This is a genomic window from Terrabacter sp. Root181 (assembly GCF_001428505.1).
Classification (GTDB): domain Bacteria; phylum Actinomycetota; class Actinomycetes; order Actinomycetales; family Dermatophilaceae; genus Terrabacter.
The window spans coordinates 713,275-737,238 of sequence record NZ_LMHU01000001.1; the positions used below are offsets into that span (position 1 = coordinate 713,275).

23 protein-coding genes are annotated in these 23,964 nt (G+C 73.2%); 13 read left to right on the forward strand and 10 right to left on the reverse strand.

All coding sequences use genetic code 11. The features are described 5' to 3' along the window. Positions 1-62 precede the first annotated feature (62 nt). From ASD90_RS03245 to ASD90_RS03255, 3 genes are read left to right on the forward strand one after another with little or no spacing between them, the layout of a single operon-like run. The gene (locus ASD90_RS03245) at positions 63-1,709 is read left to right on the forward strand and encodes a SulP family inorganic anion transporter (RefSeq protein WP_235506367.1); all 1,647 of its coding nucleotides are present in this window, start codon (positions 63-65) and stop codon (positions 1,707-1,709) included. Between the two features lie 55 nt (positions 1,710-1,764). Then, on the forward strand, positions 1,765-2,454 hold the full coding sequence (locus tag ASD90_RS03250; RefSeq protein WP_056751584.1) for a PH domain-containing protein: 690 nt from the start codon (positions 1,765-1,767) through the stop codon (positions 2,452-2,454). 51 nt (positions 2,455-2,505) lie between these two features. Further along, a complete protein-coding gene (locus tag ASD90_RS03255; RefSeq protein ID WP_056751585.1) occupies positions 2,506-4,269 on the forward strand; it encodes an AMP-binding protein in 1,764 nt (587 codons plus the stop codon). Here ASD90_RS03255 and ASD90_RS03260 read toward each other — a convergent pair. Continuing rightward, a complete protein-coding gene (locus ASD90_RS03260) occupies positions 4,259-5,932 on the reverse strand; it encodes a metallophosphoesterase (RefSeq protein WP_235506368.1) in 1,674 nt (557 codons plus the stop codon). The two genes, ASD90_RS03255 and ASD90_RS03260, sit on opposite strands and share 11 nt — an antisense overlap. A 102-nt stretch (positions 5,933-6,034) precedes the next feature. On the opposite strand from ASD90_RS03260, the gene ASD90_RS03265 reads away from it, so the two are divergent. After that, complete coding sequence (locus ASD90_RS03265) at positions 6,035-6,235, forward strand: hypothetical protein (RefSeq protein WP_056751592.1); 201 nt, start codon at positions 6,035-6,037, stop codon at positions 6,233-6,235. Beyond that, complete coding sequence (locus ASD90_RS03270; RefSeq protein ID WP_056751594.1) at positions 6,232-6,915, forward strand: histidine phosphatase family protein; 684 nt, start codon at positions 6,232-6,234, stop codon at positions 6,913-6,915. The genes ASD90_RS03265 and ASD90_RS03270 overlap by 4 nt, the downstream gene beginning before the upstream one ends. A gap of 8 nt (positions 6,916-6,923) precedes the next feature. Here ASD90_RS03270 and ASD90_RS03275 read toward each other — a convergent pair whose 3' ends face one another. From ASD90_RS03275 to ASD90_RS03290, 4 genes are all read right to left on the reverse strand, one after another. Then, a complete protein-coding gene (locus tag ASD90_RS03275; protein ID WP_056751596.1) occupies positions 6,924-7,556 on the reverse strand; it encodes a bacterial proteasome activator family protein in 633 nt (210 codons plus the stop codon). A 133-nt stretch (positions 7,557-7,689) separates the two neighbouring features. Then, the gene (locus ASD90_RS03280; RefSeq protein WP_056751599.1) at positions 7,690-8,301 is read right to left on the reverse strand and encodes a hypothetical protein; all 612 of its coding nucleotides are present in this window, start codon (positions 8,299-8,301) and stop codon (positions 7,690-7,692) included. Between the two features lie 110 nt (positions 8,302-8,411). After that, a complete protein-coding gene (locus ASD90_RS03285) occupies positions 8,412-9,389 on the reverse strand; it encodes an NAD(P)H-quinone oxidoreductase (RefSeq protein ID WP_056751601.1) in 978 nt (325 codons plus the stop codon). 10 nt (positions 9,390-9,399) lie between these two features. Continuing rightward, positions 9,400-10,182 (reverse strand): IclR family transcriptional regulator, encoded by a 783-nt coding sequence (locus ASD90_RS03290; protein WP_056751604.1) that lies wholly within the window; start codon positions 10,180-10,182, stop codon positions 9,400-9,402. Between the two features lie 100 nt (positions 10,183-10,282). Between ASD90_RS03290 and hutH the strand changes: the two genes are divergently transcribed. Together hutH and hutU are read left to right on the forward strand one after the other, a co-directional pair. After that, entirely contained in the window at positions 10,283-11,866 is a 1,584-nt protein-coding gene (gene hutH / locus ASD90_RS03295) for a histidine ammonia-lyase (RefSeq protein WP_056751607.1), read from the forward strand. A 43-nt stretch (positions 11,867-11,909) separates the two neighbouring features. Then, positions 11,910-13,565, forward strand: coding sequence for a urocanate hydratase (gene hutU, locus ASD90_RS03300; protein WP_056751608.1), 1,656 nt, complete (start codon positions 11,910-11,912; stop codon positions 13,563-13,565). A gap of 90 nt (positions 13,566-13,655) precedes the next feature. Here the strand turns inward: hutU and ASD90_RS03305 are convergent, their stop codons facing one another. Next, positions 13,656-14,033, reverse strand: coding sequence for a DUF2256 and DUF3253 domain-containing protein (locus tag ASD90_RS03305; RefSeq protein ID WP_056754334.1), 378 nt, complete (start codon positions 14,031-14,033; stop codon positions 13,656-13,658). Positions 14,034-14,067: 34 nt separating this feature from the next. Next, entirely contained in the window at positions 14,068-14,601 is a 534-nt protein-coding gene (locus tag ASD90_RS03310; RefSeq protein ID WP_082588448.1) for an aminoacyl-tRNA deacylase, read from the reverse strand. 53 nt (positions 14,602-14,654) lie between these two features. On the opposite strand from ASD90_RS03310, the gene ASD90_RS03315 reads away from it, so the two are divergent. Genes ASD90_RS03315 through hutI form a run of 3 tightly spaced genes read left to right on the forward strand, consistent with a single transcriptional unit; the run spans position 14,655 to position 18,441 of the window. Beyond that, positions 14,655-15,917: an allantoate amidohydrolase gene (locus ASD90_RS03315; protein ID WP_082588449.1), complete on the forward strand. Its 1,263-nt coding sequence runs from the start codon at positions 14,655-14,657 to the stop codon at positions 15,915-15,917. Further along, positions 15,914-17,248: a formimidoylglutamate deiminase gene (locus tag ASD90_RS03320; protein ID WP_056751611.1), complete on the forward strand. Its 1,335-nt coding sequence runs from the start codon at positions 15,914-15,916 to the stop codon at positions 17,246-17,248. Before ASD90_RS03315 ends, ASD90_RS03320 begins: the two co-directional genes overlap by 4 nt. After that, positions 17,245-18,441 (forward strand): imidazolonepropionase, encoded by a 1,197-nt coding sequence (hutI, locus tag ASD90_RS03325; protein ID WP_056751614.1) that lies wholly within the window; start codon positions 17,245-17,247, stop codon positions 18,439-18,441. The genes ASD90_RS03320 and hutI overlap by 4 nt, the downstream gene beginning before the upstream one ends. Here hutI and ASD90_RS03330 read toward each other — a convergent pair. Both ASD90_RS03330 and ASD90_RS03335 read right to left on the reverse strand, forming a co-directional pair. Then, positions 18,438-18,647: a DUF1918 domain-containing protein gene (locus ASD90_RS03330; RefSeq protein ID WP_020142172.1), complete on the reverse strand. Its 210-nt coding sequence runs from the start codon at positions 18,645-18,647 to the stop codon at positions 18,438-18,440. The genes hutI and ASD90_RS03330 overlap by 4 nt on opposite strands. A 92-nt stretch (positions 18,648-18,739) precedes the next feature. Next, positions 18,740-20,152 (reverse strand): MBL fold metallo-hydrolase, encoded by a 1,413-nt coding sequence (locus tag ASD90_RS03335; protein WP_056751616.1) that lies wholly within the window; start codon positions 20,150-20,152, stop codon positions 18,740-18,742. Between the two features lie 160 nt (positions 20,153-20,312). Here ASD90_RS03335 and ASD90_RS03340 point away from each other — a divergent pair, with 160 nt between their 5' ends. Further along, positions 20,313-21,497, forward strand: a complete 1,185-nt coding sequence (locus ASD90_RS03340; RefSeq protein ID WP_056751619.1) for a sensor histidine kinase — start codon at positions 20,313-20,315, stop codon at positions 21,495-21,497. Next, a complete protein-coding gene (locus ASD90_RS03345; protein ID WP_056751622.1) occupies positions 21,494-22,195 on the forward strand; it encodes a response regulator transcription factor in 702 nt (233 codons plus the stop codon). The genes ASD90_RS03340 and ASD90_RS03345 overlap by 4 nt, the downstream gene beginning before the upstream one ends. Before the next feature lie 64 nt (positions 22,196-22,259). On the opposite strand, the gene ASD90_RS03350 is transcribed toward ASD90_RS03345, so the two are convergent. Continuing rightward, entirely contained in the window at positions 22,260-22,775 is a 516-nt protein-coding gene (locus ASD90_RS03350; RefSeq protein WP_056751626.1) for a DUF1918 domain-containing protein, read from the reverse strand. A gap of 115 nt (positions 22,776-22,890) precedes the next feature. Here ASD90_RS03350 and ASD90_RS03355 point away from each other — a divergent pair, with 115 nt between their 5' ends. Further along, a complete protein-coding gene (locus ASD90_RS03355) occupies positions 22,891-23,964 on the forward strand; it encodes a zinc-dependent alcohol dehydrogenase family protein (protein WP_369793550.1) in 1,074 nt (357 codons plus the stop codon).

Here is a 23,964-nt window from a genome sequence, read left to right on the forward strand (position 1 = left end):
CACCCGTGGGGGCAGCGACCCCGGGAGCGCGAGCCCTGGCGCGGCTGAGGAGCCGATCGCTGTTGGCCGACCTCAAGGCAGGACTCGTGCTCGGCGTCGAGAGCGTCCCCGACGGGCTGGCGAGCGGCGTCCTCGCGGGCGTCAACCCGCTCGCGGGGCTCTACGGCTACCTCTACGGCATGGTGGGCGCCGCGCTCTTCACGAGCAGCACGCTCATGGCCGTCCAGGCGACCGGGGCCATGTCGCTCGTCGTCGCCGACGCCGACCTGGGGTCGCGCCCCGACCCCGAGCGGGCGCTCTGGACGCTGGCCGCCCTGACCGGCGTCGTCATGATCGCGGCGGGGCTCCTGCGGGGTGGAGTGCTGCTCCGCTTCGTGCCGAGCTCGGTCATGACCGGCTTCGTCACGGCCGTCGGCGTCAACATCGTGCTCGGGCAGCTCGGCGACTTCACGGGAGCCGAGACGTCCGGCGCCAACCGGATCATGCGCACCCTCGACCTGCTCCTCCATCCGTGGCGGATCGACCTCATGACCCTGCTCGTCGGGGTGGTGACGCTCGTCCTCATCGTCGGGCTCCAGCGGACCCGCCTGGGCGCGCTCGGCCTCGTGGTCGCGATGGCCGTGAGCTCCCTCCTCGCGGGCGTGCTCGGGTGGCTCTTCGACGCGGACGTCGCCGTCGTCGGCGACATCGCGGCCGTCCCTCACTCGCTCCCGCTGCCGGCGCTGCCGTCGCTCGGCGACGTGCCCTACCTCGCGTTGCCCGCGGTCTCGCTCGCGTTCATCGGACTCGTGCAGGGCGCCGCGGTCTCGGCTGCGGTGCCCAACCCCGACGGGCGCTCGTCCGTCGCCTCGCGTGACTTCATCGGCCAAGGGGTCGGCAACGTCGTCTCCGGACTTTTCCGGGGCATGCCGGTCGGCGGCTCGATGTCGGCGTCGTCGCTCGTCGCGACGGCGGGCGGCCGGACGCGCCTCTCGCTCGGCTTCGCCGGCGGGGTCATGGCACTGGTCGTGCTCGTGCTCGCCGACGTCGTGGCCCTGGTCGCCCTGCCGTCCATCGCGGCGCTGCTCATGGTCGTCGGCGCCGGCGCGGTGAAGCCGGCGAGGGTGCAGTCGGTCATGCGCACGGGGACCGTCCAGACCGTCGTCCTCGCCCTCACCTTCGTGCTGACCCTGCTCATCCCGGTGCAGTACGCCGTGCTCGTCGGGGTCGCCCTCGCGATCGTGCTCCACGTCGTCGAGCAGTCCAACCGGGTGCGGGTCGCCAGCCTCGACCTCGACGCCGACGGGAGGGTGCGCCAGGGCGAGCCACCGGACACGGTGCCGGGCGGCGAGGTGCTCGTGCTCCAGCCGTACGGCTCCCTCTTCTTCGCCAGCGCCCCGACGTTCCGGGCCCTGCTGCCGCGCGTCGACGAGGGGTCGCGGCACGCCGTCGTCGTGCTCCGGCTGCGCGGGGTCGACCAGATCGGGCTGACCCTCATCGACGTGCTCCGCGGCTACGCGAGGGAGCTCCACGCCCATGACGGCGTCCTCAAGCTCGTCGTCGACAACCGGCAGGTCCTGCACCAGATGGAGGCCGAGGGGCTCGTCGGCCTCGTGGGCCCCGACCACGTCTACCTCGGCACCGAGTGGCTGGGCGAGACCACCCGCCGGGCCCGGGCCGACGCACTGCGGCTCCTCGCCGAGTCGGGCCCGGCCGACGAAGAGGCCTGACCGCCTAGGCTGAACGTCAACAGGTGTGGTCCGAGGGGACCGTGACGACAGGAGGATGACCGTGGGCTTCCCGGAGAACGTGCTCGCCAAGGGAGAGAAGGTCGAGCGCGACCTGCACCCGCACTGGCTCACCGTCGTCGTGCCCACGCTCTTCGGCCTGCTGCTGGCCGCGGCCTGCATCACCGTCGCGCGCGCCACCCCCGACGACGACACCGGCAACCGGATCCAGTGGATCGCCGTGGCAGTGTTCGTCCTCGTCGCCGTCCCGGCGGTCTTCGTGCCCTACCTGCGCTGGCGCACCACCCACTACGTCATCACCTCGCACCGCGTCATGGTGCGCCGAGGCATCCTGACGAAGAACGGCAAGGACATCACGCTCTCGAAGATCACCGACGTGAGCTTCCAACAGACCGTGGTCGACCGGATCATCGGCGCGGGCTCGCTGCACATCGAGTCGGCCGGCGACAGCCCCGACGAGAACCTCACGAACATCCCGCGCAGCAACGAGGTCCAGCAGCTCATCAACCGCCTCATCGACGAGGACGACCTGCGCCGGCGCACCCACGGCCGCGGCATGGCCGACGCCCCCGGCTCTGACCCGGCCTCCGCGTCCGGTGACGACGGCTACGACGACGACACCACGGCGATCCCGCCCCAGCGGTCCGGGCGTCCCGACCGGCCCGAACTCGCCGAGGAGCGCCGCCGCCCGCGCGACCTCGGTGACGGCAGCGACCAGGCGCTCTGAGCTCGTCGCCGTCCTCTGCCGCACCGCAGGCGCGTGTGGCATCGTCGGGTCATGACCTCCACTGTCGACGAAGCCGGTGTGACCGCGACCTACCGGGCCGCCCGTGACGAGCTCCTCTCCCTGCGTGGCGACCATGCGCGCGCCGTCCGCGAGTTCACCTTCCCCGACGTGGGGGACCGCTGGAACTGGGGCATCGACTGGTTCGACGCCGTCGCCCGGGGCAACGACGGCGCCTGCCTGACGATCGTCGAGCAGGACGAGTCGTCGAGGTCGTACTCCTGGGACGAGATGGCCCGCCGCTCCGACCAGGTGGCCGCGCGGCTCGCCGCCCTCGGTGTCCGCCGGGGTGACTCCGTGATCCTCATGCTCGGCAACCAGGTCGAGCTCTGGGAGTCGATGCTCGCCGTCATCAAGCTCGGTGCCGTCGTCATGCCCACGACGACCGCCGTCGGCCCCGGCGACCTCGTCGACCGGATGGAGCGGGGGGCCGCCCGCGCCGTCATCACCAACGCGTCCGAGGTGCACAAGCTCGACGACGTGGCCGGCGACTACGCACGCGTCGCCGTCGGTGGAGCCGACCCGGCGGGGACCGCCACGGACGGCTGGGAGCGCCACGAGGCGGCATACGACCTCGACGTCCCGGCCACCGAGCACCCCGGCACCGGACCCGACGACCGCATGCTCCTCTACTTCACGTCCGGCACGACGAGCCGCCCCAAGCTCGTCGAGCACACCCAGCGCTCCTACCCCGTCGGGCACCTGTCGACGATGTACTGGATCGGGCTCCGGCCCGGCGACGTGCACCTCAACATCAGCAGCCCGGGCTGGGCCAAGCACGCGTGGTCGTCGTTCTTCGCGCCGTGGGCCGCCGAGGCGACGGCGTTCGTCTACAACTACAGCCGGTTCGACCCCGCCGCCCTGCTGCGGGTCCTGCGCACGCACGAAGTGACGTCGATCTGCGCGCCGCCGACGGTGTGGCGGATGCTCATCAAGAGCGACCTGTCGGGCGGCCCGGGGTCGCTGCGCGAGGTCATCGGCGCCGGCGAGCCGCTCAACCCCGAGGTCATCGCCCAGGTCGACAAGGCGTGGGGGCTGACCATCCGCGACGGCTACGGCCAGACCGAGATGACGGCCGCGGTCGGCAACACGCCCGGCTCGACCGTCAAGCCCGGCTCGATGGGACGACCCCTGCCCGGCTGCCCGGTCGTCGTCGTCGACCCGATCACGAATGTCCTTGTCACAGAGCCGGACTCGGACGGCAACCGCGAGGGCGAGATCTGCCTCGACCTGTCGCAGCACCCGGTGCCGCTCATGACGGGCTACCAGGGTGACGAGCAGCGCAACGCCGACGCCATGGCCGGCGGTTTCTACCACACCGGCGACGTCGCCTCGGTGGACGCCGACGGCTACATCTCCTTCGTGGGCCGCACCGACGACGTCTTCAAGGCGAGCGACTACAAGATCAGCCCGTTCGAGGTCGAGTCGGTCCTCATCGAGCACCCGGCCGTCGCCGAGGCCGCCGTCGTGCCCGCGCCCGACCCGGTGCGCCTCGCCGTGCCCAAGGCGTACATCGCCCTCGCCCCGGGCCACGAGCCCGGCGAGGACGTCGCGCGCTCGATCCTCGCCCACGCCCGCGAGAAGCTAGCGCCGTGGCAGCGGGTGCGACGCATCGAGTTCTACGAGCTGCCCAAGACGATCTCCGGCAAGATCCGCCGGGTCGAGCTGCGTGGCCGGGAGAGCGACCTCGAGGCGGCCGGAGCGGGCCAGCCCGAGAACGAGTGGCGCGACGACCAGTTCCCCGACCTCAAGGGGTGAGGGTCGAGGAGGTCGGGGCCGCAGGGGTCGTCGTCGACGGCGACGCCGGGTCCTGCGGCACGAGGGGCAGGGAGCGCATCGTCGTCTCGTCGATGCGGCTGCATAGGCGCCTGGCCGGGTCCGGCTGGTCCTGACCCGGCTGCTGCACGGTCGGCGCCACGGGTCGGTAGGGGTCGATGCGGGCGCCGCTGATGACCTGGACGCTGTCGTAGGCGGGGCGCCCCTCGAGCAGGTTGCGGAACGAGTAGCGCGTCAGCGAGGTCAGCTCGCACGACGTGCCGAACTGCGCGACGTCGAAGGAGTAGGGCTGCCCGTCGAGCTCCTCGCCCGGCCCCTCGGAGTAGTGCGAGACGACGCCTCCACCGGTGAAGGTGCCGACCTGGATCCGGTTCCCCTCGATCGCCGGCGTGTGCATGTGCCCGTTGACGAGCAGGCGCCCGCGCTCGACCTGCTCGGCGGCATACGGCTCGTGCGTCACGACGACGTCGGGCTCGGGCTGGTCGCCCACGGCCGCGTTGTAGCGGTCGGCCGCGGGCTTGGCCTTGGCCGTCGGGTCGGCGTTGTCGTCGCCGAAGTAGCGCGGGTCGTTGAAGCCGGTGATGCGCAGGCCGTGGAAGGTCAGCTCGCGCAGCGACCCCGCGGCGTCCTCGAGGAGCACGACGTTGGGGATGCGGCCGAGGCGCGAGAGGACCGCACGGTCGGTCGGGGACGACTGGTCGTGGTTGCCACTCGTGAAGATGTAGGGCACGCCGAGCGACTGGATGGAGGCGTAGAGGCCGGCGGCGTCCCCCTCCTGGACGCGGCCGAAGTTGACGAGGTCGCCGCTGTCGATGACGGCGTCGACGTCCTCCTCCTCGATGATCGTGCGCATCAGGGCGTACTGGTTCGCGCCGTGGATGTCGGAGACGAGCAGGAAGCGGGCCGAGACGGGCTCGTTGACGTTGCCGGCGACGTACTTCTGCTGGAGCGCCTGCGTCACCGCGAGGAGGTTGCGGAAGTAGGGCGTCACCTGGGTGGCCCGCGCCTCGACGTCCGCGAGGAGCCCGGCGTTGCGCTGGACGACGCCGAGGACGCCGGTCGTGCGGTACTCCGCGAAGCGGCTCGGCTGGTAGGTCAGGGCGATCCCGCCGAAGGTGACGACGGTCGCCACCACCATCGCCGACGCGACGAAGATCACGTGGTGGCGGCGGGTGTTGCGCTGTCGGATGTAGTGCGAGGCGAGGGCGAGGAGCACCGCGATGGCCGTCGCGCCGAGGACGAAGCGGATGCCGACGCCGACCCCCGCCTGGGCGATCGCCGACGAGATCTCGTCGGAGGACGGCTGCAGGGCCTTGATGTCGACGTTGGGCCGGGTGAAGAGGTTGGTGATCTCCTCGCGCACGGCGACCTGCACGTCGAGGCCGGGCGCGACGATGGGAGAGGCGAACTGGACGTCGACGTCCCCGACGATCGTGGGCGCGTGGAGCACGGGGGAGTGACGCGGCACGGGGTCGAGGCGCAGGACGGCGCGGTACTGCGACGTCTCGGCGACGGTCGGCGCGAGGTTGGTCGCAGCGACCCCGCCGAGGTAGCAGGCTGCGAGCACCGCGAGCCACTTGAGCACGTGCGAGGCCCGGCGCAGCCAGGGGCTGTCACCGGTCAGCAGGTCGCCCACCTGTCGCATCGACTCACCCTAACCGGACCGGGACGTGTCACCCGGACGGTGCCGCCCGTTCACGTCGGCGTGCTGCGATGAGGACGTCAGCGCACGCAGCGAGGAGGAGTCATGGGGTCGACTCGTCGCAAGGCCGTCGTCGTCACGGCGCTCGTGGCGTATGCCGTCCTGCTCGTCCTCGGCCCGCGCGTCCTCGGCGGGTCGGCCGGGGTCGTCATCCTCGTGGCGAGCTTCGTCGTCGGCTTCGCGTGGCTCGTGCTGCTCGTCGCCCCGTGGGCGGCGCGTGGTCGCGACCGTAGTCTGAGGCGGTGAGCCTCGAGCACCGACCGACCCGGATCATCCTCGTGCGACACGGCGAGTCCGAGGGGAACCTCGACGACACCATCTACGAGCGGGTCCCCGACCATCGGATCGGCTTGACACCCAAGGGATTCGAGCAGGCGCGCCAGACCGGTGCCGTCATCCGGGACGTGCTCGACGGTGAGTCGGTGGAGGTGTACGCCTCGCCCTACGTCCGCACCCGGCAGACGGTCGAGGCGATGGCTCTGCCGGTCGCTGCGGGTGACGTGCGGGTCGAGCCGCGCCTGCGCGAGCAGGACTGGGCCAACTTCCAGGACCCCGTCGACATCGCCGAGCAGAAGGCGCAGCGCGACCGCTACGGCCACTTCTTCTACCGTTTCACCGAGGGGGAGTCCGGCTCGGACGTCTACGACCGGGTGTCGACGTTCCTCGAGTCGATGCACCGCAACTTCGAGACGCCGGCCGCGCCGCGCAACGTCGTGATCGTGACGCACGGCCTGACGATGCGGCTCTTCTGCATGCGGTGGTTCCACTGGGGCGTCGACTACTTCGAGTCGCTCGACAACCCCGGGAACGCCCAGCCCGTGGTCCTGCTGAGGCAGCCGGACTTCCGCTACAAGCTCGAGGCCCCGTTCACGCAGTGGGACACGGGCGTCGTGCCCACCGAGCGCGAGCGCTCCAGCTGGCTCTGACCCTCGGGTCAGAGGTACTGGCCGGTGGGGCCCGGGTCGCCCGGGTGGTGCTCGCCCGGCTGCATGCCGGGAGGCGTCCCGTAGGTGACGCCCGGGCCGGGCGGCAGGGCGCGCATCTGCTGGAGCTGCTGCTGCGCCGCCATCTGCTGCGCGACGAGCGCCGTCTGGATGCCGTGGAAGAGCCCCTCGAGCCAGCCGACGAGCTGGGCCTGGGCGATGCGCAGCTCCGCGTCGGACGGGGAGTCGTCGCGGAACGGCAGCGCGATCCGGTCGAGCTCGGCGACGAGCTCGGGCGCGAGGCCGTCCTTGAGCTCCTCGATGGAGCGGTGGTGCACGTCGGCGAGGCGGCGGCGCCCGGCCTCGTCGAGAGGAGCGTTGCGCACCTCCTCGAGCAACTGCTTGATCATCGAGCCGATGCGCATGACCTTGGCCGGCTCCTCGACGAGGTCCGCCGGGTTGGTGCGCTCCCGCTCGCGTCGCTCCTCGCGGCTCTCCGCGTGGGTGTGCTTGCCATCGGCGGGGTCGTCGTCCTGAGCGTTCGCGACGCCCATGCCGTCGGGGGTCACGACGACGATGCGCGGCTCGTCGCGCTGGGAGTCGGTGTCGGTGCCCTGGCCCTGTCGGCTCGCGTCGTCGCTCATGCGCTCCATCCTGCCTCACGCGCCGGTCTGGATGGTCGGGGCCCGTGCGTCCCCCGTCAGGTCGCACGGGCGTCCAGGCGCGACGAGGCACCCGCCCTCAGGTCGAGCCCGAGGGCGGGCAGGTGCGAGGTTGTCAGCGCGCGCCGGCCGTGGCGAACCACGGGTGGTGGAGGTCGTGGTAGCTGACGTCGCTCATCAGCGCCATCATCTCGTCCATCTCCGCCTGGGTCTCGGGGGGCGGGCTCTTCTGCTCGCCCTCGCGCGCCGCGTCCTCGGTGCGGAAGGCCATCGTCTGGGTGAAGAAGCCGTCGGCGTCGATCGCGATGGTGCCGCCGATGATGTCGGGGCGGGCCTCGTGGAGCATGTCCATCGGGCCCTCCATCATGTGGCGGAAGCGCTCCGCGTCGCTGAGCCGGCCCTGGATGACCTGGACGAAGCCGGCGTCGTCGCTGCCGCCGTCGAGCATCATCGTCACGTCGTCGCAGTCGTGGAAGCTGGCTTCTCCGTCGAAGAGCCGAGCCGTCTGCTCCCACCATGCGCCCTGCTCGGGGCGGGCCGAGTTGGCCTCGGCCGAGGCCCGCGAGTCGAAGCGGACCACGCCGACGAACTCGCCGTCCTCCGTGATGCCGTACGTCCCGCCGAGCCAGCCCTGCGCGCCCGGCTCGAGTTCCTCGCGCCACCGGTCCATCTGCCGGTGGATGGCGTCGGCGTCGGTGCACCGACCCTGGATGACCTGGATGAACACCGTGAACCTCCCGTTGCGATCGGGGGCCGCTTCGAGCCGAAGTGGCCCATCGATCGACGGTACGCCGGTCGCGTCGGACGCGTCAGGGGACGAGTCCGACACGACCGGATTCAGGTGGTGAGGAGGATCTTGCCGATGTGGCCGGAGGCCTCCATCTCGCGGTGCGCCGCGGCGGCGTGCTCGAGCGGGTGCCGCGAGTGGATGACCGGCCGCACCGCGCCAGCTTCGAGGAGGGGCCACACGTGCTCGCGGACGGCGGCCACGATGGCGGCCTTCTCCGTGGCGGGGCGGGCCCGCAGCGACGTGGCGATGACGGCGGCGCGCTTGGCCAGCAGCATGCCCATGTCGAGCTCGCCCGTGCGGCCGCCCATGAGACCGATGGTCACGAGACGACCGCTGATGGCGAGGGCCTCGACGTTGCGGGCGAGGTACTTCGCGCCCATGTTGTCGAGGATGACGTCGGCGCCATGCCCCTTCGTCAGCTCGCGGACCCGCTCGACGAAGTCCTCCTCGCGGTAGTTGACGAGGAACTCGGCGCCGAGTTCGCGGCACACGTCGAGCTTGGCCTGGCTGCCGGCCGTGACGGCGACGTGCGCGCCGACCGCCTTGGCGAGCTGGATGGCCATGGTGCCGATGCCCGAGCTGCCACCGTGGACGAGCAGCACCTGGCCGGGCTGGATGTTGGCGACGAGGAAGACGTTGGACCACACGGTGCACGTCACCTCCGGCAGTCCGGCTGCGTCGATGAGCGAGACGCCCCGCGGCACGGGCAGCACCTGCTCGGCGGGTGCCACGACCTGCTCGGCATAGCCGCCGCCGTCGATGAGGGCGCACACCTCGTCACCGATCCGCCAGCCCTCGACGCCGTCGCCGAGCGCCGCGATCCGGCCACTCACCTCGAGGCCGGGATACTCCGACGCACCGGGCGGCGGCGGGTAGTGCCCGAGGCGCTGCATGACGTCGGCGCGGTTGACGCCCGCGGCGACGACGTCGATGAGAACCTGCCCCGCCTTCACCTCGGGCTCGGGCACCTCGTCGAGGAGCAGGCTGTCGGCGTCTCCGGGCTCGGGGATCGTGATGGCGCGCATGGGTGCGAGCCTATTGACCTCGACGGCCGGACGAGGCGCTGGGGCTGAGGCGGCGCGCGATGTCGTCGGCCGCCAGACGGGCCCGCGCCACGAGCTCGGCCACGTGCTCGGCGCCGGCGTCGGGGGTGCGCAGCGTCAGGGCGATCGCGGCGAGCGGCCGTCCCGCCCGGTCGAGCACGGGCACGGCGACCGACGACAGGTCGGCCGTCACGGTGCCCTCCTCGCGGGCGTAGCCGTCGGTGCGCGTGCGGGTGAGCACGCTCCGCAGCTCGGCGAGCGACCGCGGCCCGCCGCCGCTGCGCTGCACGAAGGAGGCCCGGTCGGGGTAGAGGGCGCGCACCTGGGTGGCGGGGAGCGCCGACAGCATCGCGAGACCGCTCGCCGTGAGGTGCGCGGGCAGGCGCACGCCGACGTCGGTGACGAGCATCGGCTGCCCGGGCGCGCGCTCCTCGAGGAGGTAGATGACGTCGCGCCCGTCGAGGGTGGCGAAGTGGGCGTTGCGGCCGCTCTGGTCGACGAGCCGGCGCATCGCCGCGCGGGCGACGCGGGCCAGGGGCGCCTGCCGCTGGTAGGCCGAGCCCAGCTCGTAGGCCGCCTGGCCGAGGCCGAAGCGCCGCTCCTCGACGTAGTGGGTGACGTAGCCGCGGCTGTGCAGGACCTTGAGCAGGTGGTAGACCGAGCTGCGGGGGAGCCCGAGGTCGCGGGCGATGGACGCGGCCGGCACCGGCTCGGCGTGGCGGGAGAGGTGCTCGAGGACGTCGAGCGCGTTGGCGGCGGCCGGGGCGTTGGACATGTGGGCCACCTCCAGTCCACGATCGAGCAAGTCTCGCATCCGAGACAATTGTCCCCCCTCGTGGGCCGCCGCGCCAGCCGTTCGGCGGTTCGATGGAGGCATGAACGCAGCACCCGCCCCCGTCGCCGCCTCCGCCTCATTCGCCGGCACCGTCACCGTCGGCACCGGCCCGCTCTCCATCGACGACGTCGTCGCCGTCGCCCGCCACGACGCCCGGGTCGAGCTGTCCGCCGAGGCCGAGGCCGAGATCGCCCGCAGCCGCGAGGTCATCGAGGACCTGGCCCACGACACGGTCGCCCACTACGGCGTCTCGACCGGCTTCGGCGCGCTCGCGACGCGCCACATCCCGACCGCCCTGCGTGCCCAGCTCCAGCGCTCGCTCGTGCGCTCGCACGCGGCCGGTGCCGGCCCCGAGGTCGAGCGCGAGGTCGTGCGCGCCCTCATGCTCCTGCGCCTCTCGACCCTCGCGACCGGACGCACCGGCGTGCGCCTCGAGACCGCGAGGGCGTATGCCGCCCTGCTGAGTGCCGGCATCACCCCGGTCGTGCACGAGTACGGCTCGCTCGGCTGCTCCGGCGACCTCGCGCCGCTGGCGCACTGCGCGCTCGCCGCCATGGGCGAGGGCCCCGTGCGCCTCGCCGACGGCACCCTCACTGACGCGGCAACCGCCCTGCGCGACAGCGGGATCGAGCCCGTCGTCCTCGCCGAGAAGGAGGGCCTCGCCCTCATCAACGGCACCGACGGCATGCTCGGCATGCTCGTGCTCGCCATCCACGACCTGCGCCACCTGCTCAAGGTCGCCGACGTCTCGGCAGCCATGAGCGTCGAGGGACTCCTCGGCACCGACGACGTCTTCGCCCCCGACCTGCACGCCCTGCGCCCGCAGGTGGGCCAGGGTGCATCGGCCGCCAACATCCGTGCCGTCATGGCTGACTCGCCGATCCGCGAGTCGCACCGCACCGAGGAGTGCACCCGCGTGCAGGACGCGTACTCCCTGCGGTGCGCACCGCAGGTGCACGGCGGCGCCCGCGACACGGTCGAGCACGCCGCCCGCGTCGCCGCGGCCGAGCTGGCCTCGGCCGTCGACAACCCCGTCGTCACCCCCGACGGCCGCGTCGAGTCCAACGGCAACTTCCACGGGGCGCCCGTCGCCTACGTCCTCGACTTCCTCGCGATCGTCGCCGCCGACGTCGCCTCGATGGCCGAGCGCCGCTCCGACCGCTTCCTCGACCAGGCCCGCAACCACGGCCTGCCGCCCTTCCTCGCCGACGACCCCGGCGTCGACTCGGGCCTGATGATCGCGCAGTACACCCAGGCCGCCATGGTCTCGGAGATGAAGCGTCTCGCCGTCCCCGCGTCGGTCGACTCGATCCCGAGCTCGGCCATGCAGGAGGACCACGTGTCGATGGGGTGGTCCGGCGCCCGCAAGCTGCGCCGCTCGGTCGACGCCCTCGGCCGGGTCCTCGCCATCGAGGTGCTGGCGGCGGCGCGCGGCATCCAGCTGCGGGCCCCGCTCGAGCCCTCGCCCGCCACGGGCGCGGTCATCACGGCCCTCGCGGCCCGCACCAACGCGGCTCCCGGCCCGGACCGCTTCCTGGCCCCCGACATCGAGGGCGCCCACCAGGCCGTGACCGACGGCGACGTCCTCGCCGCCGCGGAGTCCGTCACCGGCCCCCTCCGCTGAGCGACCCGGCATACCAACGTTTTCCACCTCGAAGGAGAGTGACATGGAAGGTGCACGACCCGTCCGCGCGGCGCGTGGGACGACCCTGACGGCGCAGTCGTGGGCCACCGAGGCCCCCCTGCGGATGCTCATGAACAACCTCGACCCCGAGGTGGCCGAGCGTCCAGACGACCTCGTCGTCTACGGCGGCACCGGTCGCGCGGCCCGCGACTGGAAGTCCTTCGACGCGATGGTCCGCACGCTGACCACGCTCAAGCAGGACGAGACGATGCTCGTGCAGTCCGGTCGCCCGGTCGGCGTCATGCAGACGCACGAGTGGGCACCGCGCGTGCTCATCGCCAACTCCAACCTCGTCGGCGACTGGGCGACGTGGCCCGAGTTCCGCCGGCTCGAGCACCTCGGGCTGACGATGTACGGCCAGATGACGGCCGGGTCGTGGATCTACATCGGCACCCAGGGCATCGTCCAGGGCACCTACGAGACCTTCGCCGCCGTCGCCGAGAAGAAGTTCGGCGGCACGCTCGCCGGCACGCTCACCCTGACCGGCGGGTGCGGCGGCATGGGCGGCGCGCAGCCGCTCGCCGTCACCCTCAACGACGGCGCCTGCCTCATCGTCGACGTCGACCCCGCCCGCCTCCAGCGCCGCGTCGAGCACCGCTACCTCGACGAGGTCGCCACGGACCTCGACGACGCGATCGAGAAGGCGCTCGCGGCCAAGCGCGAGCGCCGCGGCTGGTCGGTCGGGGTCGTCGGCAACGCGGCCGAGGTCTTCCCCGAGCTGCTCCGTCGCGGGGTCGAGATCGACATCGTCACCGACCAGACGTCGGCGCACGACCCGCTCAGCTACCTGCCCGAGGGCGTCGACCTCGCCGACTGGGCCGAGTACGCCGAGAAGAAGCCCGAGGACTTCACCGACCGGGCCCGCGCCTCGATGGCCAAGCACGTCAAGGCCATGGTCGAGTTCCAGGACGCCGGCGCCGAGGTCTTCGACTACGGCAACTCGATCCGCGACGAGGCCCGCCAGGGTGGCTACGACCGGGCCTTCGAGTTCCCCGGCTTCGTCCCGGCCTACATCCGACCGCTCTTCTGCGAGGGCAAGGGCCCGTTCCGCTGGGCCGCGCTCTCGGGCGACCCGCGCGACATCGCCGCGACCGACAAGGCCGTGCTCGAGCTCTTCCCCGACAACGACCGGCTGCACAAGTGGATCCGCGGCGCGCAGGAGCGGATCGCCTTCCAGGGCCTGCCTGCCCGCATCTGCTGGCTCGGCTACGGCGAGCGCGACAAGGCGGGTCTGAAGTTCAACGAGATGGTGCGCACGGGCGAGATCTCGGCGCCGATCGTCATCGGTCGCGACCACCTCGACAGCGGTTCCGTCGCGAGTCCCTACCGCGAGACCGAGTCGATGGCCGACGGCTCCGACGCCATCGCCGACTGGCCGCTGCTCAACGCGCTCGTCAACACGAGCTCGGGCGCGAGCTGGGTCTCGATCCACCACGGCGGCGGCGTCGGCATCGGCCGCAGCCTGCACGCCGGCCAGGTCTCGCTCGCCGACGGCACCGACCTCGCGGCGCAGAAGCTCGCGCGCGTCCTGTCGAACGACCCCGGCATGGGTGTCATCCGCCACGTCGACGCGGGCTACGACATCGCCGACCGCGTCGCGCACGAGCGCGGCGTCCGCGTCCCGATGCAGGAGGGCTGAGAGGGCGTATGCCGTCCCCCTCGTTCGATGTATCGCGCGGTCACCCATGACCGTGCGATACATCGAACCGCGCGGGTGTGCAGGGCGGGCTCAGCGGGGGCGGCGCACCGTGATCGGGCCCTTCGCGTGGTCCGGGTCGATGACCCGGCCACCTTGGATGATCTGGGCGCGCCCGGCGGCCACGAGCCGCCGGGCGGCGTTCCGGGCCGGCTCGACGAGCTGCTCCCAGTCCGCGCCACCGACGGCCCTGGCCGCCTCCGACGGGTCGACCGTGGCCGAGGCGGGGTGTGCCCTGACGAGCTTCGTGAGGGCGTCCTCGAGCTCGAGGTCGACGGGCGTCAGACCGTGCTTGCGGCAGTTGTCGGAGCACCAGCGGACCGTCGCCCAGTCGCGCTCCCAGGCCTTGCGCCACGTGATCGTGCGGCCGCATCGAGCGCACGGTTTGGTGGGCAGCGGGGTGCGTGACATGTGCACAGTCTGCGCCCTCGGGGCCGCGGGGGCGTCAACGGTCCTTGCGGACCTCCTCGTCGGAGATGTCGGCGACGGTCGCGTCGAAGAGGCGGATGACATCGTCGCCGTTGACGGTGAGGCCGATCCCGTGGCCGCCGCCGCCGAGCGAGATGCGGCGGCCGACGAGGTGGGTGTCGGCGATGACGGGCAGGCGCGCAGCGGAGCCGAAGGGCGTGATGGTGCCGCGCTCGTAGCCCGTGACGGCCTTCGCGGCGTCGGCGTCGGGCATCGAGATGCGGTTCGTGCCGAGCAACGCGCGCACCTTGGCCCACGAGAAGGTGCGGTCACCGGGTACGAGGACGAAGACGTGGTCGTCCTCCGCCCGGCGCACGACGAGGGTCTTGATGAGGTCACGCGGCTCGATGCCCCGGGCGGCGGCCGCCTCCTCGAGACTCGAGACGCGCCCGTGCCGGGTCACCGTGTGCTCGATGCCAGCCGCGAGGACCGCGTCGACCGCCGGCGTGCGGATCGGCGGTTCCGAGCCCGAGTCACTACGCTCTGCGGTGTCATCGCGGTCAGGGTCCATGTGACAGAGCCTAGTTATGCCGCCGGACGCAGGCGCCGGCGTTGCGAGGAGTGGTGATCGAGGTGACGACGAGCTTCGAGAAGATGTGGGCCGATCTCGAGCCCGTCGGTCGCGCGCCCGCGTCGGGCGGCTACCGCCGCTACGCATGGACCCGGACCGACCACGACCTGCGGGAGTGGTTCGCGGGCGAGTGCGCGGCGCGGGGCCTCGACCTCGTCGAGGACCGGGCCGGCAACCAGTGGGGCTGGTGGGGCGACCCCGACGCGACGCCCGGCGTCGTCATCGGCTCGCACCTCGACTCCGTCCCCGACGGCGGCGCGTTCGACGGACCGCTCGGCGTGGTCAGCGCGCTCGCGACGGTCGACGCGCTGCGTGACGCAGGGTTCGAGCCCGACGTGCCGCTCGGGGTCGTCAACTTCGTCGACGAGGAGGGGGCGCGCTTCGGCATCGCCTGCGCGGGCTCGCGCATCATCACCGGCGCCCTCGACGCCGACCGTGCCCGGTCGCTCACCGACGACGACGGCGTGTCGATGGCCGACGCCTGGCGCAACGCGGGGCGCGACCCGGAGACGCTCGGCCGCGACGACGAGGCCGTGCGTCGCGTCGGCCGGTTCGTCGAGCTGCACGTCGAGCAGGGCAAGGCGCTCGCGCTCACCCCCGACGGCGGCGAGGACCTCACCGACCCGGCCCGCGCCGTCGCGATCGGCACCGACATCTGGCCCCACGGTCGCTGGCGCATCGACATCCCCGGTGAGGCCAACCATGCGGGCACGACGCGCATCGCCGACCGCCGGGACGCGATGATCGGCCTGGCCACGGTCATCCAGACCGCCCGGTCGTATGCCGTCGGGCTCGGCTGCGTGGCCACCGTGGGCAAGGTCGACGTCATCCCCGGCGGGGTCAACGCGATCCCGAGCCACGTCACGGCCTGGCTCGACGCCCGGGGCCGCAGCGAGCACGTCGTGCACGCGGTGGTCGACGCCGTGTCGGCGGAGGCCGGCCGCCTCGGCGCGACGACGACGCCGGAGTCGTGGACGCCGACGACCACCTTCGACGCCGGCCTCGTCGGCAGGCTGCGCGGCGTCCTGCCCGACGCGCCGCTGCTCGGCACGGGCGCCGGGCACGACGCGGGCATCCTCGCGACGCACGGGGTGCCGAGCGCGATGCTCTTCGTCCGCAACCCCACAGGAGTTTCACACTCTCCGGTCGAGCACGCAGACGTGGACGACTGCCACCATGGGGTCACGGCCCTCACCGCCGTCGTGACCGAGCTGTGCACAGGGAAGGACCCCGAGTCGATGAGCGACGTCCGATGACCGCGTTCTGGTGTGAGAGTGCTTGGCTGACAGGAGGATTCGCTCGACGCGTCCGCCTCGTGACGCAGGACGGCCTGCTCAAGGAGGTCCTTGTCGACGCGGACCCCCAGCCCGACGACGTCCGCCTCGCCGGCGTGACGCTGCCCGGCATGGCCAACGCGCACAGCCACGCCTTCCACCGTGCCCTCCGCGGGCGCGTCAACGGGGGCGGCGGCAACTTCTGGAGCTGGCGCGAGCAGATGTATGCCGCCGCGGAGCAGCTCAACCCCGACACGTACTTCGCGCTCGCGCGGGCGGTCTTCGCCGAGATGGTGCAGGCCGGCATCACGCTCGTGGGGGAGTTCCACTACGTCCACCACCGTCCGGGTGGCCACGCGTACGGCGACCCGAACGCCATGGGTCTCGCGGTGCGCCAGGCCGCCGACGAGGCCGGGATCCGGCTCACCCTGCTCGACACGTGCTACCTCGAGGGCGGCCTCAACGGCGGCGGCCACGTCGAGCTGCACCCCGGCCAGCGGCGGTTCAGCGACGGCACGGTCGAGGCCTGGGCCGCGCGCATGTCGGCACGGCGCCCCGAGACGGACCGCGTGCGGCTCGGCGCGGCCATCCACTCCGTCCGCGCGGTCAAGCGCGCCGACCTGCCCCGGGTCGTCGAAGCCGTCGGCGACCTGCCGCTGCACGTGCACCTCTCCGAGCAGCACGGCGAGAACCTCGCCTGCCAGATGTTCTACGGTGCCAGCCCGACCCAGCTGCTCGACGAGGCCGGTGCCCTCGGTGCCCACTCGACGGCCGTGCACGCCACCCACCTCGAGGACCGCGACATCGACCTGCTCGGCGGCACCGGCACGGGTGCGTGCTTCTGCCCGACGACCGAGCGCGACCTCGCCGACGGCATCGGCCCGGCCCGGGCCCTCCACGACGCCGGCAGCCCGATCTCGCTGGGCTCCGACCAGCACGTCGTCATCGACCCGTTCGAGGAGCTGCGGGGTCTCGAGATGCACGAGCGGCTCGTCACCAACGAGCGCGACCGCTTCTCGGCCAACGACCTGCTCCTCGCGGCCTCCTTCAACGGCTACCGGTCCCTCGGCTGGTCCGACGGCGGCCACCTGAGCAAGGGCGCCCTGGCCGACTTCGTCACGGTGCGCACCGACACGGTCAACACGGCTGGTGCCGCGCACGACCAGATCATCTACGCGTGCGTCGCGTCGGACGTCTCGACCGTCGTCGTCGGTGGCGACGTCGTCGTCAGCGACGGCCACCACCGGATGGGCGACGTCGGGCGGATGCTCGTCGGCGCCATCGACCGGGTCGCGGGAGGGGTCCCGGCGTGAGCCTGCTCCTCACGGGCATCGCCGAGCTGACGACGAACGACCCGGAGCGGCGCGACGGCCACACCGACCCCGGCGACGCCCTCCTCGGCATCGTCCGCGACGCGGCCCTGGTCGTCTCGGCCGCCGGCGAGGTCGAGTGGGTCGGTCCGGCGGCCAAGGCCCCCGCCGCCGACGACCGGCGCGACCTCGGCGGCCGTGCGGTCATCCCCGGCTTCGTCGACTCGCACACGCACCTCGTCTTCGCCGGCGACCGATCGGCGGAGTTCGCGGCCCGCATGACCGGCACGCCCTACGACGGAGGGGGCATCGCCGTCTCGGTCGCCGCCACCCGGGCCGCGAGCGACGACGACCTCCGCGCCCTCGTGGCCTCCCGCGTCGCCGAGATGCGTGCGCAGGGCACGACGACGGTCGAGATCAAGAGCGGCTACGGCCTCACCCTCGACGACGAGCTGCGCAGCCTGCGCGTCGCCCGCGAGCTCACCCCGCACACGACCTTCCTCGGTGCGCACGTGGTCCCCGGGGAGTACGCGACGCGGCGGGCGGCCTACGTCGACCTCGTGACGGGCCCCATGCTCGACGCGGTCGTCGCCGACGGCCCCACCGCGCTCGCCGAGAGCATCGACGTCTTCTGCGAGCCGCACTCGGCGCACGCCTTCGACGGTGACGAGGCCCGCACCGTCCTCGAGGCCGGTCGCGCCGCCGGACTGTCGCTCCGCGTCCACGGCAACCAGCTCGGCCACGGCCCCGGCGTCCGCCTGGCCTGCGAGCTCGGTGCCCGCAGCGTCGACCACTGCACCTTCCTGGACGACGCGGACGTCGAGGCGCTCGCCGCCGCACGCGGCACGACCGTGGCCACCCTGCTCCCCGGCGTCGAGTTCTCGACGCGGTCGCCCTACCCCGACGCGCGGGCGCTCATCGACGCCGGCGTCGACGTCGCGCTCGCGAGCGACTGCAACCCCGGCACGTGCTACTCGTCGTCGATCCCCTTCGCCATCGCCCTCGCCGTGCGCGAGATGGGGATGACGCCCGCCGAGGCGCTGCACGCCGCGACGGCCGTCTCAGCGCGCTCGCTCGGCCTGGATCGTCGGGTCGCGCCGGGGCAGCCCGCCGAGCTGGCGGTCATCGACGCGCCGAGCCACCTGCACCTCGCCTACCGGGCCGGGGTGCCGATCGTTCGCGCGCTCGACGTCTAGGAGCCGGCCGCGTCGTCGGCGGGGTGCTCGCAGCGCAGCACCGACCCGGGGCCGGGATGGATGATCCCGGTGTGGCCGTCGGACCACTCCACGACGTAGGGCGGTGCGCCGCCCTCACCCTTCACCTCGCGGATGACGCCCTCGCGCGTGCTCTGACCGACGTGCTCCGCGGCCATCGTGATGCGGTCACCGACCCGTGCCTCCATGGCACACCTCCTCGCGCTGGGGCTCTCCTCCAAGGAGACCACCTCCGGGCCCTTGCGGGAAGGTCTTCGCGGGTCGAGTGACCGAGCAGACGTCAGTCGAGCAGCACCCGCTCGCCCAGGCGCGGCACCGAGACGGCGCAGTCGAACCGCTCGCGTATGCCGTCCGCCAGCGCCCGCGCGGCCCCCGGCTCCCCGTGGACGACGTGGACGCTCTCCGGAGGGTGCGGCATCTCGCCGATCCAGGTAAGCAGCTCGTCGGCGTCGGCGTGGACGGAGAAGTCGTCGAGGGTGACGACCTCGGCCCGCACCGGGACGTAGCGACCGGCCATCTTGAGCTCGCGGGCGCCCTCCTGCAGGTCGCGGCCGCGGGTCCCGACGGCCTGGTAGCCGGTGAGCAGCACGGTGTTGCGCGCCTGGGGCAGCAGGTGCCGCAGGTGGTGCACGACGCGGCCCCCCGTCGCCATCCCGGAGGCCGACACGATGATGCACGGCGTGCCCGGGGTGTTGAGACGGATCGACTCCTCGGCGCTGTGCGCGGTCCGCAGGCCCGAGAGCCGCCGAAGCCGTTCGAGCGCGTCGGGACGCACCTCACCGGCGTGGGCGGGGTCGCGGTAGATGTCGAGCGCCGCGAGGGCCATCGGGCTGTCGACCCACACCGGGACGTCGGGGATCGCTCCGCTCTCGACGAGGTCGGCGATGGCGAGCAGGACGATCTCGGTGCGGTCGACCGCGAAGGCGGGCACGACGACGCTGCCTCCGCGCCGGACGGTGCGGCGGATCGCGTCGGCCATGACCCGGTGGCCGCGGTCGATCTCGGGGTGGGCCCGGTCGCCGTAGGTCGACTCGACGACGACGGTGCGGGCTGCGGGCGGCCGCGCCCGAGGGAGCAGCACCGGGTGGTCGGGCCGGCCGAGGTCGCCGGAGAAGAGGACGCTCGCGCCGTCGATCTCGACGAGCACGCTCGACGACCCGAGGATGTGCCCGGCGGGCACGAAGGTCACGGTGGCGCCCGCGGCGCCGCCCACACGTACGGCCGCGTCGTCGCCCACGGGGCGCAGGGCGGCGACGGCCTCGTCCGCGTCGGCGACGGTGTAGAGCGGGAGCGGTGGGTCGTGCCGCGACCACCCGCCGCGCCGGGCCCCCTCGGCCTCCTCCTCCTGCAGGTGCGCGCTGTCGCGGAGGATGACGCCCGCGAGGGCCGCGGTGCCGGCCGTCGCGTGCACCGGTCCCGCGAAGCCGCCCCGGACCAGTGCGGGCAGGTAGCCGCAGTGGTCGAGGTGGGCGTGGGTCAGGGCCACGGCGTCGACCGAGGCGGGGTCGACCGGAGGGGCCTCCCAGTTGAGCGACCGCCAGCGACGCTCGCCCTGGTAGAGGCCGCAGTCGACCATGAGCCGAGCGCCCTCTCCCTCGACGAGGAACTTGCTGCCGGTGACGGTCCCGGCGGCGCCGAGGAACGTCAGCGCCGGCGCCGGTCCGTGCCTCTCCGGTCTCACGTGAGTGCTCATGGCCCCTCCTCGGGTCCCTCTCCATCGTCCTCCCGCACCCCGGCAGGCAGTCGTGCTTCGCCGCGTGATCATCGAGACATCCGCCTGCTGGACGGCAGCGTCGGCGGGTCTCCGACCACGGTCTGACGACCCGGTCGCACGGCCCTCGTAGGCTCGGGGGGTGAGTGAGGGGAGCGTCTACGACTGGCTGCAGCGCCGGCCGATGCTCCTCGACGTGCCGCTCGCGATCGTCCTCGCTCTCCTCGGGCTCGTCGTCCTCGGCGAGGGCCAGGGCATCGGGTGGGCCGTCGTGGGCCTGTCCAACCTCGCCCTCATCTGGCGCCGCTCGCACCCCGCCACGGCCTTCGCCGTCGTGAGCATCGCGCTCGCGCTCCGGGTCGTCCCGACGAGCAGCCTCCTCCCCGGCGACATCGCCTTCCTCGTCGCCCTCTACTCGCTCGCCGCCTACGACCGACGCCGCGCCGTCCGCCTCGCCGGGCTGGGCGTCGCCGCGCTGGGCTCGGCCATCGCCGGGGTGCGGTTCAGCGCGGTCAGCGGCCGGGTGCCGGGGCCGGGCGAGTTCCTCTTCACCTTCGTCGCCTGCGCCGCCGCCTCGCTCGCGGCGTGGGCGCTCGGCGACCTCAAGCGCGCCCGCCTCCAGCGCCTCGCCGACCTCGAGGACCGCGCCGAGCGGGTCGAGCGCGAGCGCGAGCAGGCCCTGCGGCTCGCCGCCCAGCAGGAGCGCGCGGCCATCGCCCGCGAGATGCACGACGTCGTGGCCCACGCGCTGTCGGTCATCGTCGTGCAGGCCGACGGCGCCGCGTATGCCGCCGAGCGCAGTCCCGAGGGCGCGCTGGCCCGGTCGGTGGGCGCGCTCGAGACCATCGGGTCGACCGCCCGTGACGCCCTGACCGAGACCCGACGCCTCGTCGGGGTGCTGCGCGACCCGGACTCGGGCGTCGAGCTCGCACCGACCGGCGGGGTCGCCCAGCTCGACGACCTCGTCGCGGGCGTGCGCGCCGCCGGGGTGCCGGTGACGCTGACCGTCCGGGGCGCGGAGCGCGGGCGATCCGTGGGCCTCGACCTCGCGGCCTACCGCGTCGTCCAGGAGGCCCTCACCAACGTCATCAAGCACGCCGGACCCGGGGCGAGCGCCGTCGTCGACGTCGAGCAGACCGACGAGGTGCTGCGGATCTGCGTGTGCGACGACGGGGTCGGGGCGCGCAGCGTCGACGACGGCCGTGGCCACGGGCTGCCCGGCATGCGCGAGCGGGTCGCCGTGCACCGGGGCACCCTGACCGCGGGGCCGCGGGTTGGTGGCGGCTTCGAGGTCCTCGCGACGATGCCGACGGAGGGGGAGCGATGACCGAGGTGACGACGGAGCGGCCGACCGACCGGCCGACCCGGGTGATGATCGTCGACGACCAGGCGCTCGTGCGAGCGGGCTTCCGCATGGTGCTCGACGCCGAGCCCGACATCGACGTCGTCGCGGAGTGCGCCGACGGGTTGGCCGCGCTCGACGCACTGCCCGGTCGCGACGTCGACGTCGTGCTCATGGACATCCGCATGCCGCGGCTCGACGGCATCGAGGCGACGCGCCGGGTCGTCGAGCGCGGCGCCACCCCCAAGGTGCTCGTCCTGACGACCTTCGACCTCGACGAGTACGTCTACGCGGCGCTCCGCGCGGGCGCGGCCGGCTTCCTGCTCAAGGACGCCGGCCCGTCGGAGCTGCTCTCGGCGATCCGGGCCGTGCACACCGGGGACGCCGTCGTCGCGCCCGGACCGACGAGGCGGCTGCTCGACCGCTTCCTGCCCGTGCTCGCGACCCCCGTGCAGCCGGCGGGGATCGAGCGGCTGGACGTGCTGACCGAGCGCGAGCGCGAGGTGCTCGAGGCCGTCGGCAAAGGCCTGAACAACGCGGAGATCGCCGCGTCGTTCTTCGTCGCCGAGGCCACGGTCAAGACCCACATCGGGCGCATCCTCGCCAAGCTCGGGCTCCGCGACCGGGTGCAGATGGTCGTGCTGGCCTACGAGACGGGCCTCGTCCGCGTCGGCGACGGCTGACGCAGGACGAGGCGGTGCCGGGGCTCGCGCCGTCCGGCGGCGGCTCGCGCCGTGCGGCATCGGCTCACGTCGTCCTGATGTGGGCCTCCTCGCCCGTGCGCTGCCGGATGTCGCGCTCCGCCGCCACGATCAGCTGGTCGGCGAGGTGGCGCAGGGCCCGGGCGACGGCAACCTCGTCGCCGATCCGCCGGGACGCCGGGTCGTCGGACGACCGGTGGCTCGAACCCTTGGCGCTCAGCCGGTCCGTCGGGTCGGCGACGAGCACGACGGTCGCCTTGGTGTCGTCGCCGGACTCGAGCAGCGAGACACGGACCTGCCACTCGCGCAGGTGCTGAGTCGGTGCATGGTCCGCCGGCTCCGCCGGCCGGGGTGCGGCCGTCGCAGCCACGTCGCCAGGCACTCCGACGTGCAGCACCGACCCCGGGCCGGGGTAGATGAGCCCGGTGTGGCCGTCCGCCCAACGCACGACGTACGGCGGGCCGCCGTCGTCGCCGTGCACCTCGAGCACCTCCCCGTCGCGGGTGGGCTCGTCGACGTGCTCTGCCGCGAGCACGATGCGGTCTCCGACGTGTGCTCTCACGATGGCCTCCTCGATCGGTCTCAGACCAGAACACCACCCGGACGGCGGGCTGCTCAGGGGCGAAGGGCTCCCGGGTACGGGACCTTGGACCCTGTCCGCGCCTGACGGTCCGGGCGTGAGATGGGTCCACGTCGTGCGCAGGCACGGCCGACGGGCCGAGGGAGGCGCGACGAGCACCATGCAGGCGTGGGTCGTCGACGAGCCGGGACCGCTGCGGCGGCACCCGCTCGTCAGGGCCGAGCTGTCCCTCCCGGAGCCCGGCCCCGGCGACGTGCTGATCCGTGTCCGGGCCTGTGGGGTGTGCCGCACGGACCTGCACCTCGTCACGGGCGACCTGCCGCGACACCGGCACCGCGTCGTGCCCGGTCACGAGGTGGTCGGTGAGGTGGCACTCCTCGGAGAGGGCGCACACCGCTTCGCGCTCGGGGACCGGGTGGGCGTGGCCTGGCTGCGGACCACGTGCGGCGCGTGCCGGTGGTGTCGCTCGGGACGCGAGAACCTCTGCGCCGCTTCGCGATACACCGGCTGGGACGCCGACGGCGGCTACGCGGAGTGGACCGTCGTGCCCGAGGCGTACGCCTACCGGGTCCCGGCCTCGTTCTCGGACGTCGACGCGGCGCCGCTGCTGTGCGCGGGAATCATCGGTTACCGCTCGCTGCGACGCGCGCAGCTGCCGCCCGGCGGCCGGCTCGGCATCTACGGCTTCGGCGCGAGCGCCCACCTCACGGCACAGGTCGCCGTCGCCCAGGGGGCCGAGGTGCACGTGCTGACCCGGGGTGAGGGTGCCCGCGCGCTCGCCGCAGAGCTCGGGGCGGCCTCGGTCGGTGGTCCGTACGACGCGCCGCCGGTGCCGCTCGACGCCGCGATCCTCTTCGCACCGGTGGGCGAGCTCGTCCCGGTCGCCCTCGAGGCCCTGGCGTCGGGCGGCACTCTCGCCCTGGCGGGAATCCACCTCACTGACATCCCCGCGCTCGACTACCAGCGCCATCTCTTCGGGGAGCGGTCCGTGCGCAGCGTCACGAGCAACACGAGGCAGGACGGGGTGGAGTTCCTCCTGCTGGCCGAGCGGCTGCGGCTCCGGGTGACCACGACGCCGGTCCCGCTGGGTGAGGCCGACCGCGCGCTGATGGATCTCGAGGCCGGCCGCGTGCACGGAGCGGCGGTGCTCGTGCCGGACCACTCGCGCTGA

Coding starts and splice junctions, on each gene's coding strand:
- ASD90_RS03250 (WP_056751584.1), top strand. CDS start 1,765: ATGACCGTGGGCTTCCCGGAGAACGTGCTCGCCAAGGGAGAGAAGGTC.
- ASD90_RS03255 (WP_056751585.1), top strand. CDS start 2,506: ATGACCTCCACTGTCGACGAAGCCGGTGTGACCGCGACCTACCGGGCC.
- ASD90_RS03260 (WP_235506368.1), bottom strand. CDS start 5,932: ATGCGACAGGTGGGCGACCTGCTGACCGGTGACAGCCCCTGGCTGCGC.
- ASD90_RS03265 (WP_056751592.1), top strand. CDS start 6,035: ATGGGGTCGACTCGTCGCAAGGCCGTCGTCGTCACGGCGCTCGTGGCG.
- ASD90_RS03275 (WP_056751596.1), bottom strand. CDS start 7,556: ATGAGCGACGACGCGAGCCGACAGGGCCAGGGCACCGACACCGACTCC.
- ASD90_RS03285 (WP_056751601.1), bottom strand. CDS start 9,389: ATGCGCGCCATCACGATCCCCGAGCCCGGAGACGCCGACAGCCTGCTC.
- ASD90_RS03290 (WP_056751604.1), bottom strand. CDS start 10,182: ATGTCCAACGCCCCGGCCGCCGCCAACGCGCTCGACGTCCTCGAGCAC.
- hutH (WP_056751607.1), top strand. CDS start 10,283: ATGAACGCAGCACCCGCCCCCGTCGCCGCCTCCGCCTCATTCGCCGGC.
- hutU (WP_056751608.1), top strand. CDS start 11,910: ATGGAAGGTGCACGACCCGTCCGCGCGGCGCGTGGGACGACCCTGACG.
- ASD90_RS03305 (WP_056754334.1), bottom strand. CDS start 14,033: ATGTCACGCACCCCGCTGCCCACCAAACCGTGCGCTCGATGCGGCCGC.
- ASD90_RS03310 (WP_082588448.1), bottom strand. CDS start 14,601: ATGGACCCTGACCGCGATGACACCGCAGAGCGTAGTGACTCGGGCTCG.
- ASD90_RS03320 (WP_056751611.1), top strand. CDS start 15,914: ATGACCGCGTTCTGGTGTGAGAGTGCTTGGCTGACAGGAGGATTCGCT.
- ASD90_RS03330 (WP_020142172.1), bottom strand. CDS start 18,647: ATGGAGGCACGGGTCGGTGACCGCATCACGATGGCCGCGGAGCACGTC.
- ASD90_RS03335 (WP_056751616.1), bottom strand. CDS start 20,152: ATGAGCACTCACGTGAGACCGGAGAGGCACGGACCGGCGCCGGCGCTG.
- ASD90_RS03345 (WP_056751622.1), top strand. CDS start 21,494: ATGACCGAGGTGACGACGGAGCGGCCGACCGACCGGCCGACCCGGGTG.